Genomic DNA, 16,628 nt, shown 5'->3' with positions numbered 1-16,628 from the left:
CCCGGTTTGTCTTGGAACGTGGATCACCCAAGCCGTGGTTTGTCCCCAGACGGCAATTCACGCCTCCCACGCATGCAACGACGGAAAGACCCACGTCAGCACGCGCGGATACCGGGATCTTGTATCGTACAGTTACGCCGCGTGTTTCGGCGGGCAAGGTTCAGCCAGACCGGAGGGGATCGACCGGCGTCACCCCGCAGTGCCAAAGTGTTTAGTTGGAAAAATTGAATAATATCAATATAATATGTGGTTTAACTTGCATCTCTACGGCACACGCGATCCCGCCTGTACGGCTTTGTCCCCGGCTCACCCCGCCATGGATTGCGGGCGAATCCACTGCGCCGGATTTACCATCACTGCATCATCAGGCATGGCTGAGTTGACGGCGAGTCGTGGAGGGCTGCGAGTGTTGAACGAAATGCATCATCTCGAGAAGGGGGCTTGCGGGCAGATCGTCGGTCTACGGGATGTGACCTCTCCGAGTGCTGCCAGCACGGCGGGTGCCATTGGCACAGAGCGTGGGCCGTCCTGCGGTACCCCGCGTTGGGGGCGGGCATGACCCCCGGGGCGCGCTGCGCGGCAGCAGCAGAGATACTGGATCGCTGGTTGGCCGGCGAACCGGCGGAGAAGATCCTGACCAATTGGTCGCGCGCAAGCCGCTTTGCGGGTTCCAAGGATCGCGCCGCGGTGCGTGACCTCGTGTTCTCCGCGATACGCAGGCGGCGCTCCTCCGCCGTGCTCGGACATGGGGAGACGGGCAGGGCGCTTGTGCTGGGCTATCTCCGGAGCACCGGTCAGGATCCCGAGGAGCTGTTCTCCGGCATCGGGCATGCGCCGGACCTATTGACCGATGCCGAACGTCAGCCGCCGCGCTCGCTGGAGTTGGGGGAACGGCTCGATTGCCCTGACTGGCTCCTGCCCGAATGCACGCGAAGCCTCGGCGAAGAGCGTGATCGGACGTTGGAGGCCATGCGGGATCGTGCGCCGGTCTATCTTCGGGCCAACCTCGCGAGGACCTCGCGCCAGTCGGCGGTGGACAGGCTCGCGGTCGAAGACATCGTCACCCGGCCTCACCCTTTGTCGCCCTCGGCCCTTGAGGCGGTCGAGGGCGCGCGGCGTGTGCAGGGATCGGCCTGCTACCGCGATGGCCTGGTGGAGATTCAGGATGCCGCATCGCAGGCCGTGTCCGACGCCATTCCCCTCCCGGATGCCGGGGCCGTTCTGGATTATTGTGCTGGCGGGGGCGGGAAGACACTCGCCTTGGCCGCCCGTGGGGCAGGCCCGATCTTCGCGCATGATGCAGATCCGCGGCGAATGAAGGACCTCCCGACGCGGGCAGCGCGGGCGGGTGCCTCGGTCGAGCGGCTCTCGGGCAATGATGTGGCCCGGCATGCGCCCTATGCCCTAGTTGTGGCGGATGTACCCTGCTCCGGCAGCGGGGCGTGGCGGCGGCAACCCGAGGCGCGCTGGCGACTGGAGCCGGACATGCTGGAAGGTCTGCTCGCGCTTCAGCGCGAGATTGTCGATGACGTGGCACCGTTCGTTGCGCCCGGTGGCGCCCTTGCCTATGTCACCTGCTCCATGTTCCGAAGCGAGAACGAGGATCAGGCGGATTGGTTCCTGAAACGCGACGGTTGGGCGTGGGAGAGCGGGCGCCGATTCTCGCCGCTCGAAGGCGGCGACGGGTTCTTTTTGGCCGTCTTTCGCAGAAATGCGTGAGTTTTTGCCGGGCATTTGCTTCAATCAGGAGACGCTTAAGCACCGATTAACCTATTGGGGCGGAAATGGGCGCGGACGAATCTGAGGGAGAGGATCCTTGTCACATCCGGCGCTTGCTCCTCATCCAGTGACACGTACGGCAGCGGCACATTCGGGGCGAACGCTCTATCTTACGCTGTTCTCTGTGGTCCTGGTTGCGGCGGCCTTCTATGTCCCGGACGCGAAGTTGGGACTTGCCCTCTTTGCCGGGGGCGGGACACTCCTTGCGCTCGCGGTGCTGATCCGCTTCTTTTCAACCCGTCATGTCGCCGCCAAAGAAGATCTTGGCGATGCGGTCTCTGGCTTCATCGAGAACGACGGATCGCCGAGTTTCACGACCGATGTCGACGGTGTCATCCAGCAGCGCAACCGGGCAGCACGCGAACGGTTCGGTCGCGATTTAGGTATCGAAGAAACGCTCGCGCGCACGCTGAGAGAGATTTTTGCCAACCCATCTGCCGTTCTGATGCGCCTTCAGAACCGGGCCGAGGCGCGCGGAAGCGCACGGGAGGATATCGTGACGCGCCGCGGACACGTGCGTCTGGCGGTGCACATGATCGGCGAGGAACGTTATCTCTGGCGGCTGGAGGATCTGGTTGAGAGAGGCCCGGTGGGCCGCGGCGCCGAGCAACTCAGCCTTCCGATGATGACCGTCAGCCATTCCGGCGCTGTGCTGTTCATGAACGATGCGCTGCGGCGGCTGATGGGGGGGCGCGTCAAGACGCTGGATCGTGTTTTTTCCGACTTGCCCATCCGGCCCAATGACACCCATGTTCTGAACGGAATCGATGGGGCGGTCTCCGTGCGCGTCGTGGAGGTGGAAGGCGCTGGCGGACGTCGGGAGATCTTCCTGATCCCGGATACAACCACCGATGTCGCACCCACGTCCTCAGCGATCGAGGATGGCAGCATGGATTCCCTGCCGGTGGCGCTGCTGCGTCTCGACAGAAGCGGAATGATTCGCGGTGTCAATCGCGCGGCTGCCGACCTCCTCGGCGAGGCAGCACAAGAGGACGGTGAACTTCATCGACTGGTGGAAGGACTCGGACGGTCGGTCAAGGACTGGCTCGAAGAGGCAGCAAGTGGGAGGGGGCTGGGACGGTCGGAGTTCGTCCGAGCCAGCGTTGGTGAAAAAGAACTCTACCTCCAGATCACTCTTGGACGCGTAAAGGATGGCAAGGACGTCGATCTCATCGCCGTGCTGAATGACGCCACGGAGTTGAAGACGCTGGAGGCTCAGTTTGTTCAAAGCCAGAAAATGCAGGCAATCGGCCAGTTGGCGGGCGGAATTGCACATGATTTCAATAACCTGCTGACGGCTATTTCTGGCCATTGCGACCTGTTGCTCCTGCGGCACGATCAAGGCGACCAGGACTATGGCGATCTGGTCCAGATCAATCAGAACGCCAATCGCGCCGCGAGTCTCGTCGGGCAGTTGCTGGCCTTCTCCCGAAAACAGAACCTTCAACCGGAGGTTCTTGACCTGCGGGATACATTGTCGGATCTGACCCATCTTTTGAACCGGCTTGTAGGTGAGAAAGTGACCCTTTCCCTGTTCCACGATCCGGCCCTTCGCCCGATCCGGGCAGACAAGAGGCAGCTGGAGCAGGTCATCATGAACCTCGTCGTGAATGCTCGAGATGCGATGCCAAACGGTGGGGAGATCCGTCTTGAATCAGAGAGCGCTCATATTTCGCAATCTTTTTCAAGGGACCGAGCCGTCGTGGCGCCTGGTGACTATGTCATTGTGAAGGTGGTCGATATGGGCGTGGGCATTCCGCCCGACAAGCTCGCGAAGATCTTCGAGCCATTCTTTACCACAAAAAGGACGGGCGAGGGGACGGGGTTGGGGCTGTCCACAGCCTACGGCATCGTCAAGCAGACCGGTGGCTACATTTTTGTGGATTCCGAAGTCGACAAAGGTACCACTGTGTCGCTTTATTTCCCGGCTCATGACAAGGCACAGTCCGTCGAACCTGTTTCACGCAAGTCGCTTCCGGTGAACTCCCTGCAACAGGGGGATGGTGTCATTCTTCTGGTCGAGGACGAGGCGCCGGTGCGCGCTTTCGCTTCACGCGCTCTTCGCATGCGGGGCTACACCGTCATCGAGGCCGAGAGCGCAGAAGAAGCTCTGCTGACCCTCGAGGACAATTCGTTGAAGGTGGACGTCTTTGTCACGGATGTCATCATGCCGGGTATGGATGGCCCAAGCTGGGTTCGAGAGGCCTTGAAGCAAAGGCCTGATGTGCGCGTGATCTTCGTCTCCGGCTATGCCGAGGAACACTTCTCTGACGAGCAATCACGAATCCCCAACTCCGTCTTTCTGCCCAAGCCGTTTTCGCTGAACGAATTAACCGCCACAGTCCGTGACCAGATCCACTAGTGCCAGGACCCATTGATCTGGTTGCAAATTCCGGGCGAGCTTGATCCAAGCTCCCATTCTTCCGGGGGCGTAGTGAGCAATCGTTTCCCAGCCGAACGATGAGCCGATGGCACGGCTCCGGCCGTAGTGTCCGAAGAGCCATGGCAGGCCATGCGTCGATGGCGAACGTGGTCAGCGTGGCGTTTTTTATAAATTGCAACGACTTGCGTTAGAGAGGCGCACCAAGTGAAGATGGCGCACCAGGATGCTCTATAATCGCTGGGAGCGGCTCCACTCGGGTGTACACAGCACCGTGCCCTGCCGGGCAACGGGAGCGACACGGACGTGCTTGCCCGGATCATGGTGGGGTTGGCTTCGGAAGCAACGGATCTAAAAAGATCATGACGCGACATACCTCAAGGCGCATCGAACGGCCGTCAGCCCGTGGTTGAACAAGGGGGTGTGGAAGGCTGATCGGGCGCACGAAAGGCGGCCTGAACCCGAAGCTGCATGCCGTCACTGACGCCGCGGGGCGTCCGATCCGGAACTTCATCACTTCGGGTTCTCTTCTCGGCGATGCGAGCATCGGCAGCGCGGCAACGATCAGCGCCGACACTGGCGCCAGGACGCTGGCGGGTAACCTGCCATCAGCCGATTGGCGACTAAAAGATCGAGGATACTGAGCCGTTTCGCGCTATCGGTCCGAGCGACAATGGCGAATGCGGGCTGGTTCCGAGAGGCCTTGATAGGAATGCGGATCAAGCCCTGCATCCCTGGAGGCAAGTCGCGCGGCAAACCAATCAGAGACGACAAACGAAAGGTCAAGAGACGCAAGATCATGTTCGGACGCCAGAAAGATTGGGGCCGAGTTGCCACCCGCTACGACTGATCCCTGACTGTATTCCCCTCAGCAAACGCGCTCGTAGCGACCCTAGTGTTCCGGCTCTGAGTCAATGCGCCTCGAACAAAGCAACCGCCATTCGCCATGCCTGAGAAAGACATGTGAGCGCGCTCAGGCGTCAAGCGCGCGGGCATGTAGTTCAAAGTCGGAGGCATAGACCGACTTGAAGCAGCTGAGGGTTTTGCTTTCCAGTTCCAGATTTCGCTCTGGTGACACATTGGTTCGCGGGAGGGTGATCGATCTGGTCAGACGATCTTCCAGAAACGCAAGAAAGGCATCCATCCTCTCGTAGGCAAATAGGTGGTCGACCCCGCATGTCGACCCATCCGCTGAAACGAATCTTGATTGCGCACCGACGCGGGCGAAGGCGGGCTGCGGAATCGCCAGGTATCCCTGCACAAACGCATCAAAATCCAGATCTCTGGTACTGTTGGGTGTTCCGGCGATATCTTCGCGACTTCGATACCGGTACCAGCTTCCCAGCCATGCGACAGGTTCCCGGATCACGGCAACAGTTTCCAGGCGGCGCGTGTCGGCATCGGAGAACAACGGCTGTATCGAGCGACGGTACCCGCGCAGCGGCATATGCTTCTGAACGGGCGGGTTCCGAATAACGATATCGGCATCGGCGGCGAGGGCTGCCTCGACGGCCTGCGTGCCGGTCTTGGGTACCGCCAGCAACACGAGCCCGGCTTCCCAGAAAATCATCATCTGCTGTTTCGTCCCGATTTGCTGAAGTCGCTCGGATTCTGGTCGTTGTTTACCGCTCCTTAAGGTCATTGACCAATAAGGATTGAGGAGAAAACAGCTTGAATTGTTCTCTTTTTGATCTCATAAAGTGAGAACAAGAGCAGAACATCAGATGTCATTGCCGCTCCCTGCGGTCTATGAGATAAGGACGAAACAAATGGCGACGGCGAACCTTCTCGACATGGCAGGCAAACAGAGTTCCGACAAACAGAAGGCGCTGGACAGCGCTTTGGCCCAGATCGAACGCCAGTTCGGCAAGGGATCCATCATGAAGCTCGGGGCCGACAACCCCGTGGCGGAGATCGAAGCGACGTCGACCGGATCGCTCGGTCTGGATATTGCTCTCGGTATCGGCGGATTGCCGAAGGGTCGCATTATCGAAATCTACGGCCCGGAAAGCTCGGGCAAGACAACCCTGACGCTTCACTGCATTGCGGAAGAGCAGAAGAAGGGCGGGGTCTGTGCCTTCGTCGACGCCGAACACGCGCTGGACCCGCAATACGCCAAAAAGCTTGGAATCGATCTTGATGAGTTGCTGATTTCGCAGCCTGATACCGGCGAGCAGGCGCTCGAAATCACGGACACTCTGGTTCGCTCCGGTGCGGTGAGCATGGTGGTCGTGGATTCCGTCGCCGCACTGACGCCCAAGTCTGAACTCGAAGGTGATATGGGCGACAGTTCCGTTGGCGTTCAGGCCCGGTTGATGAGCCAGGCCATGCGGAAGCTGACCGGGTCGATTTCGCGGTCGAACTGCATGGTGATCTTCATCAACCAGATCCGCATGAAGATCGGCGTCATGTTCGGCAGCCCGGAAACAACAACCGGCGGCAATGCGCTGAAGTTCTACTCCTCGGTTCGCCTTGATATCCGGCGCATCGGAGCGATCAAGGATCGCGATGAGGTTGTCGGCAATGCGACCCGGGTGAAAGTCGTGAAGAACAAGGTCGCCCCACCGTTCAAGCAGGTGGAGTTCGACATCATGTATGGTGAAGGCATTTCGAAGACCGGCGAGTTGCTGGATCTTGGGGTGAAGGCTGGCGTGGTTGAGAAATCCGGGTCGTGGTATTCCTACGGCGACGAGCGTATTGGCCAGGGACGGGAAAACGCGAAGTCATTCCTGAAGGAAAACACGCCCATAGCGCTGGACATCGAGGACAAGATCCGCGCCGCGCACGGACTCGACTTTGATGTCGGCGGCGAGGAAGACGTCCTCGAAGCCTAGAAAACGGGCGGTGCAAAGCACCGAGACCGCTGACCCAGAACGGGTCGTATCGGGGCCACATTGCGTGGCCCCTATCTTTTTGGGGGATGCTGTCGGTCGCCTCGATCATCATCGAATTCACGTGTAAGCCTACAACGTGTCGTCCCGTGTCCCCCGACACTCGGGCGAGCGACAACGGCCTCCGCATGTGGCTGAAAAACAGGGTTCGATCCCGGTCTCGGCGTCGCAGCCGGTGGACAGCCCACGTGGCTGCGGCTACACCTTCGCGACAGATCCGCCGGAGAGCCAGATGCCCAGCCTGAACGACATTCGCACGACCTTTCTCGACTACTTCCGCCGCCAAGGACATGAGGTGGTCGACAGCTCGCCCCTCGTGCCTCGCAACGACCCCACTCTGATGTTCGCAAACTCGGGCATGGTTCAGTTCAAGAACCTGTTCACAGGGGTCGAACACCGCGACTATACCCGCGCAACGACCTCCCAGAAGTGTGTGCGCGCCGGCGGCAAGCACAATGATCTCGACAATGTGGGCTACACGATGCGGCACCACACCTTCTTTGAAATGCTGGGGAATTTCTCCTTCGGCGACTACTTCAAGGAGGAGGCCATTCCCTTTGCCTGGGACGTCGTTACCAAGGAACTTGGGATCGATGCGAGCCGGCTCCTTGTGACTGTCTATCACACTGACGACGAGGCGGCCGATCTCTGGAAGAAGGTGGCGGGCCTTCCCGATGACAGGATCATTCGCATCGCGACAAACGACAATTTCTGGATGATGGGTCCGACCGGGCCATGCGGGCCGTCGTCGGAGATCTTCTTCGATCACGGCGACCACATCTGGGGTGGCCCTCCGGGCTCTCCGGAAGAGGACGGCGATCGGTTCGTCGAGATCTGGAACCTGGTCTTCATGCAGTTCGAGCAGTTCGAGGACGGCTCACGGGTGGAACTGCCGAAAAAATCGATCGATACCGGCATGGGCATCGAGCGTGTCGCGGCTCTGTTGCAGGGCACGAACGACAATTATGCGACCGACCTGATGCGGGCGCTGATCGAGGCGTCTGCGAACCAGACCTCGACTGATCCTGACGGGCCGGGCAAGACGCATCACCGCGTGATCGCCGACCATCTGCGTTCGACCTCTTTCCTGATCGCCGATGGCGTGATGCCGTCGAACGAGGGCCGGGGCTATGTGCTGCGCCGGATCATGCGCCGCGCCATGCGGCATGCGCACCTTCTTGGCGCGAAGGATCCGCTGATGTATCGGCTGGTACCTGAACTGGTGCGCCAGATGGGCGGAGCCTACCCGGAATTGCAGCAGGCCCAGGCGCTTATCACGGAGACGCTTGAATCTGAGGAAACCCGTTTCCGCCAGACACTGGAGCGGGGTTTGCGGTTGCTCGATGACGAGTTGGCGGGGCTGCCCGAGGGCGCGGACCTTCCGGGTGAGGCGGCCTTCAAGCTCTACGATACCTATGGTTTCCCGCTCGACCTGACGCAGGATGCGCTGCGGGAGAAGGACCGCAGCGTCGACACTGACGGCTTCGATGCCGCGATGGCGGAGCAGAAGGCCAAGGCGCGCGCCGCATGGAGTGGCACCGGCGAAACGCAGGATTCAACGATCTGGTTCGACATCGCGGAAGAGCACGGCGCAACGGATTTCCTTGGTTACGACACCGAAAAGGCCGAAGGGCAGATTGTGGCCATCGTCCGGGATGGCGCCGTGGTCGAGAGCGCGTCGGCAGGCGAAACCGTGCAGATTGTCCTGAACCAGTCGCCCTTCTATGCGGAATCCGGTGGTCAGGTTGGTGACACCGGGACGCTTGCCGTCGAAGGTGGCCAGGCGAAAGTGACGGACACGCGGAAGATCGCCGGGGTTTTCGTGCACATGGCGGAGATCACGGAAGGTGTCGTGCCTGTCGGTGTTGGGGCGGAGCTGGTTGTCGATCACGATCGGCGCAGCGCCATCCGGGCGAACCACTCTGCGACCCATCTGTTGCATGAAGCGTTGAGGGAGCGGCTCGGCGATCACGTTGCGCAGCGTGGCTCGCTCAATGCGCCGGACCGGTTGCGGTTCGACTTCTCGCACAATCATGCCCTGTCGCCCGAGGATCTGGCGAGCGTCGAAGCGGAAGTCAACGCCTTCATCCGGCAGAACACGGCCGTGGAGACGCGGATCATGACCCCTGACGATGCGCGCGCCATCGGTGCCCAGGCGCTCTTCGGAGAGAAGTACGGCGACGAGGTTCGTGTCGTCTCCATGGGTGAGGCCGATACCGGCAAAGGGGCGGACGGCAAGACCTACTCCATCGAGCTTTGCGGCGGTACGCATGTCCGCCAGACCGGTGACATCGGTCTCTTCGTGGCCCTTGGCGACAGCGCATCCAGCGCCGGGGTGCGTCGGGTCGAGGCTTTGACCGGGGAGGCGGCGCGTCAGCATCTGGCGCGGCAGGCCCAGCGTCTTGCGGAAGTGGCAGGCGCGGTGAAGACGCCGCCGGCGGATGTCGTCGAACGGGTCCGGACGCTCATGGACGAACGCAAGACACTGCAGAACGAGATCGCGCAACTGCGTAGGGAACTCGCCATGGCCGGCGGCGCCGGGGCAGCAAACGGCGCTGGAAATATGCGTGAAGTCAATGGAATACCCTTCGTTGCTCAAGTGCTTCAAGGGGTGACGGCCAAGGATCTGCGGGGTCTGATCGACGACCACAAGTCGAGGATCGGGTCCGGTGCGGTGCTGTTGATTGCCGATACCGGCGGCAAGGCCGCTGTTGCGGCGGGCGTGACTGGTGACGTGACCGAGAAGGTCTCCGCTGTGGATCTGGTCAAGGCGGCCGTGGTGGAACTGGGCGGGATCGGCGGCGGTGGCCGCCCCGACATGGCCCAGGGCGGCGGCAAGGATGTGGAAAACGCGGACGCGGCCATCAAGGCGGCGGAAGCGGTGATCGGAGGATAGACCATGCCCGCACTCTGGATTGCGCATGTAACGGTGACCGACGACGTGGCCTACGGCAAGTACGCGGCCATAGCGTCCGAGGCGATTGCCGAACACGGCGGAAGCTTCATCGCGCGTGGCGGTCGCTACGTGCAGTTGGAGGGCAAGGAGCGGCCGCGCAACGTGGTTGCCCGTTTCCCGTCGGTCGAGGCGGCGGAAGCCTGCTATCACTCGGACCGGTACCAGGAAGCGCTGTCGCATGCGCGTGGCGCCTCGGAACGTGAACTCCTGATCGTCGAGACCTCCGAGTAACCGGCGAAGGCGTCTGTCATCACATTCTGGCTTGGTGGGCCGCTTTCGGAACGTGTGGCGCGACGGGAGACAGGATGAGCAGGGTGTAGCCATTGCCCTCCCCGACATTGCTGCCCAACCAGGGCTGCGGCCCTTCGGCTGTCGACAGGGGCACGGCGCGACAGACAAAGTGCTCCGTTCGTGTGCCCTTGGTGAAAAACGGCAGGGACAGGCTCACCCCGTGCAGGCGGTCGTCATGAAGACGACGTGCAAGCTCGGTATTCGCTTCAACGTCGGACATGGACAGCCGAGAGTGCGCGTCAATCCGCACGATCGTACCGCGATCGACCAGAGCGTTGCCACGAGCGTTGGCGTAGCGGACCCTGGATTGCGCATCCAGGATGAACAGGGCGGAGATGGCGGGATCCATTCCTGTCCAGAGAATGTGGTTTTCGAGTTTCAGCCGGCCGATCGTTTCCGCGGTGCGCAGTGCCTGCGTGAGGTGGGGGGCAATGCGTTGCATGAGGTCATGGAGCGGTTTTTCCAGCCGGTCCCGATCTGCCCGCCGGATATTCGCGGCGATAGCGGTCACCCTCCGGTCAGTGATCTCCAGAATTGTCGCCGCACTGCCGATCATGTCCTCCTGCGGACGCACCCAGTCATTGTAGAACTCCGTGCTTTCCAGCACATCGTCGGCAACAAGCTCGCTGCCATAGGCGGTTCGCCCCGGGCGAAGCTTGCCGAACTGCCGGATCCAGCTGTTTCGGGCCCCGTAGTAGGCGCGGTAGCTGTCGAGGAACTCCGGATCATATCCGTGTTCGAAATGTCCCAGCGGCTGGTTTGACCGGAGATCGTGAGAGAAGACCTGCACCCGCGCGCCCCCCGCCAGGGTGCTCATTTTCTTGAGAAACCAGTTCCACTTGCTCGGGTCGAGCGCGGCCTCGTTGGCAAGGAGGACAAGGTCGCGGAAACAATCGTCACTCGGCGCAAGGTCCATGGATGCAGCACTCCTTCTCTGCCCACCTAAACCAATATCAAGGATATCAGAATAAGGCGGGGCAGATACAGGAGGCCAATGCGCGCAGGCGCACGGCGTCGCCGTCCACGGGCGATGCCGGGAGCAGGTTTGCAGTGCTGTGGCGGATCAGCCGGCGGCTCTTGCCTGCCGCTTGCGCTCGTGCGGATCGAGGTAACGCTTGCGGAGCCGGATCACGTTCGGCGTGACCTCGACCAGTTCGTCATCGTCGATATAGGCGATGGCCTCTTCGAGCGAGAACTGCACATGCGGCGTCAGCCGCACCGCGTCGTCGGAGCCCGACGCACGCACATTGGTGAGCTTCTTGCCCTTCAGCGGGTTGACCTCGAGATCGTTGTCGCGGCTGTGTTCGCCGATGATCATGCCTTGGTACACCTTCTCCTGCGGGCCGATGAACATGCGACCGCGCTCCTCCAGGTTCCACAGCGCATAGGCCACGGCGTCGCCGGCCTCCATCGAGATCAGCACGCCCGCACGGCGCCCCGGGATCGCGCCCTTGTAGGGCGCCCAGGTGTAGAACACACGGTTGAGCACGCCGGTGCCGCGGGTGTCGGTCAGGAACTCGCCGTGGTAGCCGATCAGGCCGCGCGACGGGACATGTGCGATGATCCGGGTCTTGCCGCCATTCTGGCGCATATCGACCATCTCGCCCTTGCGGGGGCCGGTCACCTTTTCGATCACGGCACCGGAATACTCGTCATCGACGTCGATGGTGACTTCCTCGATCGGCTCCATGCGTTGGCCGTCCTCCTCGCGGAACAGCACCTGCGGGCGGGAGACCGAAAGCTCGAAGCCTTCGCGGCGCATGTTCTCGATCAGCACACCCATCTGGAGTTCGCCACGGCCCGCGACCTCGAAGGCCTCGCCGCCGGGGGTGTCGGTCACGCGGATCGCAACGTTTGTCTCGGCCTCTTTCATCAGCCGGTCGCGGATCACGCGGGACTGCACCTTCTTGCCGTCGCGGCCTGCCAGCGGACTGTCGTTGATGCCGAAGGTAACGGTGATCGTGGGGGGATCGATCGGTTGGGCGGGCAGGGGGTCCTCGACCGCCAGCGCACAGATCGTATCGGCCACGGTTGCCTTGGACATGCCCGCGAGCGTGACGATGTCGCCGGCAACGGCGGCGTCGATCTCCTGCATGCCAAGGCCGCGAAAGGCCTGGATCTTGGAGACGCGGAATTGCTCGATCTTCTGACCGACGCGGGACAGGGCCTGCACGGTTGCGCCGACCTTCAGCGTGCCGCTTTCAACCCGTCCGGTCAGCGTGCGCCCGATGAAGGGGTCGGCGCCGAGCGTGGTGGCCAGCATGGAAAAGTCATCGTTCGCATGCTTGAGCTGGCGCGGCGTGGGGACGTGGTTGACGATCAGGTTGAACAGGGCAGCGAGATCCTGGCGCGGGCCGTCCAGCTCTGGATCGCACCAGCCGGAGCGGCCTGAGGCATAGAGATGCGGGAAGTCGAGCTGATCCTCGTTGGCGTCAAGCGAGGAAAAGAGGTCGAAAACCTCGTCAAGCGCCCGGTCGGGCTCGGCATCTGGTTTGTCGACCTTGTTGAGCACGACAATCGGACGCAGGCCGAGGGCAAGCGCCTTGGACGTCACGAATTTCGTTTGCGGCATCGGGCCTTCGGCGGCGTCCACCAGCAGCACCACGCCATCGACCATGGAGAGGATGCGCTCCACCTCGCCACCGAAATCGGCGTGGCCGGGGGTGTCGACGATGTTGATCCGCGTGCCGTGCCATTCGACGCTGGTCGCCTTGGCGAGGATGGTGATTCCGCGCTCGCGTTCCAGGTCGTTGCTGTCCATCGCGCGCTCGGCCACCGACTGGTTTTCCCGGAAAGCGCCGGATTGCTTGAGCAGTTCATCGACCAGCGTCGTCTTGCCGTGGTCCACGTGGGCGATGATCGCGATATTGCGCAGGTCCATGTGTTCGTCCTTTGGAGAGTTGGGCGGGCGATACCGTGCATGCGCAGAAAAGGCCAGCAGGAATGCATCTGGCAACCAAATTGCGCGCCTTGCGGCGCATTCCTCCTACGCCCTTCGGGCTCGTGGTCGCCCGGATCGGGGTTAATCCTTCCGTGCCAAAGGGTGATGGTCGTGGACAAGGGTGCGCAAACGGTCCTCCAGGACGTGGGTGTAGATTTCGGTCGTGGAGATATCGGCATGGCCGAGTAGGGTCTGGATGGTGCGCAGGTCGGCGCCGCCGGCAAGCAGGTGGGTTGCAAAGGCGTGGCGCAATGTGTGGGGCGTGACCTTCAAGGGATCGACGCCGCCAGCAACGCTCAATTCCTTGATCAGGGCGTAGAAACGGTGCCGGGTCAGGTGACCGGCCTTCCCGGTGGAGGGGAAGAGGAATGGCGATTTGGGTTTGCCCTTGCTCCGGGCGAGGTCTTCGAGGGTGTCCCTTTCCGCGAGCCAGTGGTCGAGGGCGGTGCGGGCAGGTGGCGAGAGCGGCACCAAACGTTCCTTGTCTCCCTTGCCCCGGACCAGCAGCATTTCCGGGTGGCCCCGGGTCGCAGCCACCGGCAGGGAGACGAGTTCGGTCACCCGCATGCCTGTCGCGTAAAGCATCTGCATGAGGCAAGTGTTGCGGAGCCGGTCGGCCTTGGTGCGGCCGGTGGTTTCCGCCGCCTTCAGCAAGGTGTCGACCTCTTCGTGGCTCAGGGTTTTCGGCAGGTGCTTTTCCTTGCGAGGTCCCTTGATCCGTAGCGCCGGATTGTCCTCGCGCCAGCCTTCCTCGAAGGCGAACCGGTAAAGCTGGCGAATGGATGACAGGCGACGGGCGCGGGTGGCGCGGGCCAGTCCCTGGTCGTCACAGAAGACGAGGTAGGCCTCGACATCCTCGCGCGTGACCGCTTGCAGGTCCAGACCTCGGCGGGCGCTCCAGCCGGCGAAATCCTTCAGGTCCCGGCCATAGCTCAGCAGCGTGTTTCTTGCCGCGTCAAGCTCGGCCGATTGCGCCTCCAGGAAGGTCGAGATCCAGAGTTCGGCGCTGGCCGGGCCGCTCATCCCCTGGGCTCCAGCAGGAGGATTTGCAGCGCCGCGCGGCGGGCGGTGTCCTCAAGGCCGATATCGCGCAGGAACGCGAGGGCCCCGGTGATGTCGCCCGGATCGGCTTCGGCGCCCGGCGCCAGGGTCTGAAGTGCAAGGAGGAGTGCCTCTCCGAGGCGGTTCCGCTCCGCAAGGTCGCTCAGCCGGGTTGGCAGGGCAGGGGCAGGATCGGCGAAAGCGGCTGCGAGCGCGGCTGCAATCGACCCGTCCGGTGCTCCCTCCGACTGGCCACGGGCGAGTCCGGCGGCCACCAGGAGTTCCGACGGCGCGGAAGGCGGCAGTGCCAGCGCGACGCTTTCATAGGTGTCCGACAGCAACCCGAGCGTGGTGGCGATGCCGTTCGCTTCTCCCTCTAGGGGAAGCGCCGCGAGGTCGGGGCCAAGGGCGCGTGCGAGAGGCAGGGTGAGGCCGGCCGCGCGCATGTGTTCCCATGTTTCCGGCAGGGTTGTGGCAACACCTTCGATGTCTTCGTCCCGGATGGCCCGGGACAGGGTCTGCACGGTCCCGACGCGATCCCAGGTTCCGCCCGAGGCCGCCGGGCGGCGCTCGCCGTAGATGCTCAGCAGAACCTCGGGGGGAAGGGCGCCGGCGCGGGCCAGCCGCTCCGCGGCTTCGACGCGGGCCTTCCAGCCGGCCGTCGGGCGCAGGTCGGAATGCGCGAATGCAAGTGGCAGCGGCGAGGTGGGCATCGGCTCGCCGATGGCCTCCATCATCCGGAAGGTCAGCGGGCTCGGGCGCCGCGGGGCCGAGATCGGGGGCAGAAGCTCGGAAAGCTCCGGATCCAGGAACTGGGCCAGCAGGGAGTCCTCTTCCGGGGACAGCTGGCCGAGCGCATTGGCCGATTCGAGCGTCAGGGCCGCCGCCGGCCAGTCGCCGGTGCGGGCCAGGCAGAAGATCCTTACCGGGAATGAGGGTGAAATGCCCGGGACCGCCCGCATGCGGGCACAGGCGGCCTGTTCGCGCCCGGTCAGCAATCCGACGTCGAAGGCGCGGCGGAAAAGCTCGGGCTCGGTGGAGCCAGCGCGCTCCAACAAGGCTTCGGCTTCATCGACCGCGCCCCGGGCCAGAAGGGCATCGACCCGCGTTTGCAGGAGTGGCGCCTTGGGAGTGCTGCCCTGCGGCGGTTCCAGTTCGGCCAGCATCAGGCGGCGGAACTGGTCCTGCACGGCGGGTAGAGGCTCGGGCGGAAAGGCCGCAATAAGCTGGGCCAGCCGGTGCAGTTCCGAACTGCCCCAGAGGTCGGGCGGCAGTCCGGTCACGGAATGCGGCAGGAGACCGACGCCGTCCGGTGACGGCGCGTCCAGCGGCTCGACCGTGATCTCTTCGGTGACGATGCCCTGGGTGACGGGCGAGTCCCCGGTGGGGGCGCCGGACGGCGAGGACAGGCTGTCGGACAGCCAGTCGATGGCCGAGATCGGCGCCGTTGCGTCACCCTCCGTCTGGGCCGGGGCGCTCGCCGCGGCAAGCACCAGGGATCCAGCCAGGGCAAGCCCTCTCATGGCTCAATCCACATCCAGCGAAACAGGCTCGCTGACACGTACCTGTTCCGGCGTGAGATCGGCCAGATAGGCATAGCCCGTCAGACCGATCGCCCCGAGGACCACGAGGTAGAGCAAAAGCTTGAAAAGTCTCTTCATTTCCTGCCTGCCATTTTGCAATGCCGCCTTCATATGTGCGTTCCCGACGATTTATACATGGCATCGCGGGCGAATTCACGCCATTCAGAGTAGGAAATTTTCACATTCGGCGACTTGGCGCCGGGGCAAGAGGAGAGCCGATGGTGGCGCGGCTGAAGAAAACGGTGGTGCTCGTTGGCATGATGGGGGCCGGAAAAACAGCCGTTGGCACAGCCCTGGCGCGAAAGCTGGACGTGCCTTTCCTCGACAGCGATGCGGAAATCGTCGAGGCGGCAAAAATGTCCATCGCGGAGATTTTTGCCCGCGATGGCGAGGCGTTTTTTCGCGACCGCGAATCGGAGGTGATCTCCCGCCTGCTGGACGGGGCGCCGGGCATCCTGTCGACCGGTGGCGGCGCCTTCCTTGCGGAGCGCAATCGGCAGATGATTCACGACCGGGGTGTATCCGTGCTGCTGGATGCGGATCTGGACCTGCTTTGGAACCGGGTGAAGCACAAGGACACCCGGCCCCTGCTGCGCACTCCGGACCCGCGTGCGACCCTTGAGGCGATTTATGCCGAACGGGCACCTGTCTATGGCTTGGCGGACCTTGCGGTGAAGGCGCGGCCGGAATACGCCATCTCCGACATGGTGGCCGCGGTGGATGCGGTCCTGCGGACGCGACCGGACGTGCTTGAGGAGAACTAGCG

General features: G+C 62.7%; 12 protein-coding genes and 1 pseudogene. 7 read left to right on the top strand and 6 right to left on the bottom strand.

Going from position 1 to position 16,628, the window contains the following annotated elements; genetic code table 11:
• Positions 1-555: 555 nt before the first annotated feature.
• From CLV78_RS05310 to CLV78_RS05300, 3 genes and pseudogenes are all read left to right on the top strand, one after another.
• Positions 556-1,719 (top strand): RsmB/NOP family class I SAM-dependent RNA methyltransferase, encoded by a 1,164-nt coding sequence (locus CLV78_RS05310; RefSeq protein ID WP_106203670.1) that lies wholly within the window; start codon positions 556-558, stop codon positions 1,717-1,719.
• Positions 1,720-1,816: 97 nt separating this feature from the next.
• The gene (locus CLV78_RS05305) at positions 1,817-4,141 is read left to right on the top strand and encodes a hybrid sensor histidine kinase/response regulator (RefSeq protein ID WP_106203669.1); all 2,325 of its coding nucleotides are present in this window, start codon (positions 1,817-1,819) and stop codon (positions 4,139-4,141) included.
• 106 nt (positions 4,142-4,247) lie between these two features.
• A pseudogene (locus CLV78_RS05300) lies at positions 4,248-5,009 on the top strand (transposase family protein).
• Positions 5,010-5,132: 123 nt separating this feature from the next.
• Here CLV78_RS05300 and CLV78_RS05295 read toward each other — a convergent pair.
• Positions 5,133-5,732: a gamma-glutamyl kinase gene (locus CLV78_RS05295; protein ID WP_106203668.1), complete on the bottom strand. Its 600-nt coding sequence runs from the start codon at positions 5,730-5,732 to the stop codon at positions 5,133-5,135.
• 196 nt (positions 5,733-5,928) lie between these two features.
• On the opposite strand from CLV78_RS05295, the gene recA reads away from it, so the two are divergent.
• The 3 genes from recA (at position 5,929) to CLV78_RS05280 (ending at position 10,237) form a co-directional block, all read left to right on the top strand.
• A complete protein-coding gene (recA, locus tag CLV78_RS05290) occupies positions 5,929-6,993 on the top strand; it encodes a recombinase RecA (RefSeq protein ID WP_106203667.1) in 1,065 nt (354 codons plus the stop codon).
• Positions 6,994-7,282: 289 nt separating this feature from the next.
• A complete protein-coding gene (gene alaS, locus CLV78_RS05285; protein WP_106203666.1) occupies positions 7,283-9,946 on the top strand; it encodes an alanine--tRNA ligase in 2,664 nt (887 codons plus the stop codon).
• A gap of 3 nt (positions 9,947-9,949) precedes the next feature.
• Positions 9,950-10,237 carry a DUF1330 domain-containing protein gene (locus tag CLV78_RS05280; protein ID WP_106203665.1) on the top strand — a complete coding sequence of 96 codons (288 nt, stop codon included), beginning with the start codon at positions 9,950-9,952 and terminating at the stop codon, positions 10,235-10,237.
• A 19-nt stretch (positions 10,238-10,256) separates the two neighbouring features.
• On the opposite strand, the gene CLV78_RS05275 is transcribed toward CLV78_RS05280, so the two are convergent.
• The 5 genes from CLV78_RS05275 to CLV78_RS24750 all read right to left on the bottom strand — a co-directional run bounded on the left by CLV78_RS05275 (position 10,257) and on the right by CLV78_RS24750 (position 15,940).
• A complete protein-coding gene (locus CLV78_RS05275; RefSeq protein ID WP_106203664.1) occupies positions 10,257-11,213 on the bottom strand; it encodes a hypothetical protein in 957 nt (318 codons plus the stop codon).
• 147 nt (positions 11,214-11,360) lie between these two features.
• A complete protein-coding gene (gene typA, locus CLV78_RS05270; protein ID WP_106203663.1) occupies positions 11,361-13,178 on the bottom strand; it encodes a translational GTPase TypA in 1,818 nt (605 codons plus the stop codon).
• Positions 13,179-13,319: 141 nt separating this feature from the next.
• The gene (locus tag CLV78_RS05265; protein ID WP_106203662.1) at positions 13,320-14,261 is read right to left on the bottom strand and encodes a site-specific tyrosine recombinase XerD; all 942 of its coding nucleotides are present in this window, start codon (positions 14,259-14,261) and stop codon (positions 13,320-13,322) included.
• Entirely contained in the window at positions 14,258-15,802 is a 1,545-nt protein-coding gene (locus tag CLV78_RS05260) for a hypothetical protein (RefSeq protein WP_106203661.1), read from the bottom strand. Before CLV78_RS05260 ends, CLV78_RS05265 begins: the two co-directional genes overlap by 4 nt.
• Before the next feature lie 3 nt (positions 15,803-15,805).
• Positions 15,806-15,940, bottom strand: a complete 135-nt coding sequence (locus tag CLV78_RS24750) for a hypothetical protein (RefSeq protein ID WP_281261127.1) — start codon at positions 15,938-15,940, stop codon at positions 15,806-15,808.
• A gap of 140 nt (positions 15,941-16,080) precedes the next feature.
• Here CLV78_RS24750 and CLV78_RS05255 point away from each other — a divergent pair, with 140 nt between their 5' ends.
• Positions 16,081-16,626 carry a shikimate kinase gene (locus tag CLV78_RS05255; RefSeq protein WP_106203660.1) on the top strand — a complete coding sequence of 182 codons (546 nt, stop codon included), beginning with the start codon at positions 16,081-16,083 and terminating at the stop codon, positions 16,624-16,626.
• Positions 16,627-16,628 lie beyond the last annotated feature (2 nt).

This window comes from Aliiruegeria haliotis, from assembly GCF_003003255.1.
GTDB classification, from domain to species: Bacteria; Pseudomonadota; Alphaproteobacteria; order Rhodobacterales; family Rhodobacteraceae; genus Tropicimonas; species Tropicimonas haliotis.
This window is presented reverse-complemented; position numbering and strand designations above follow the sequence as displayed.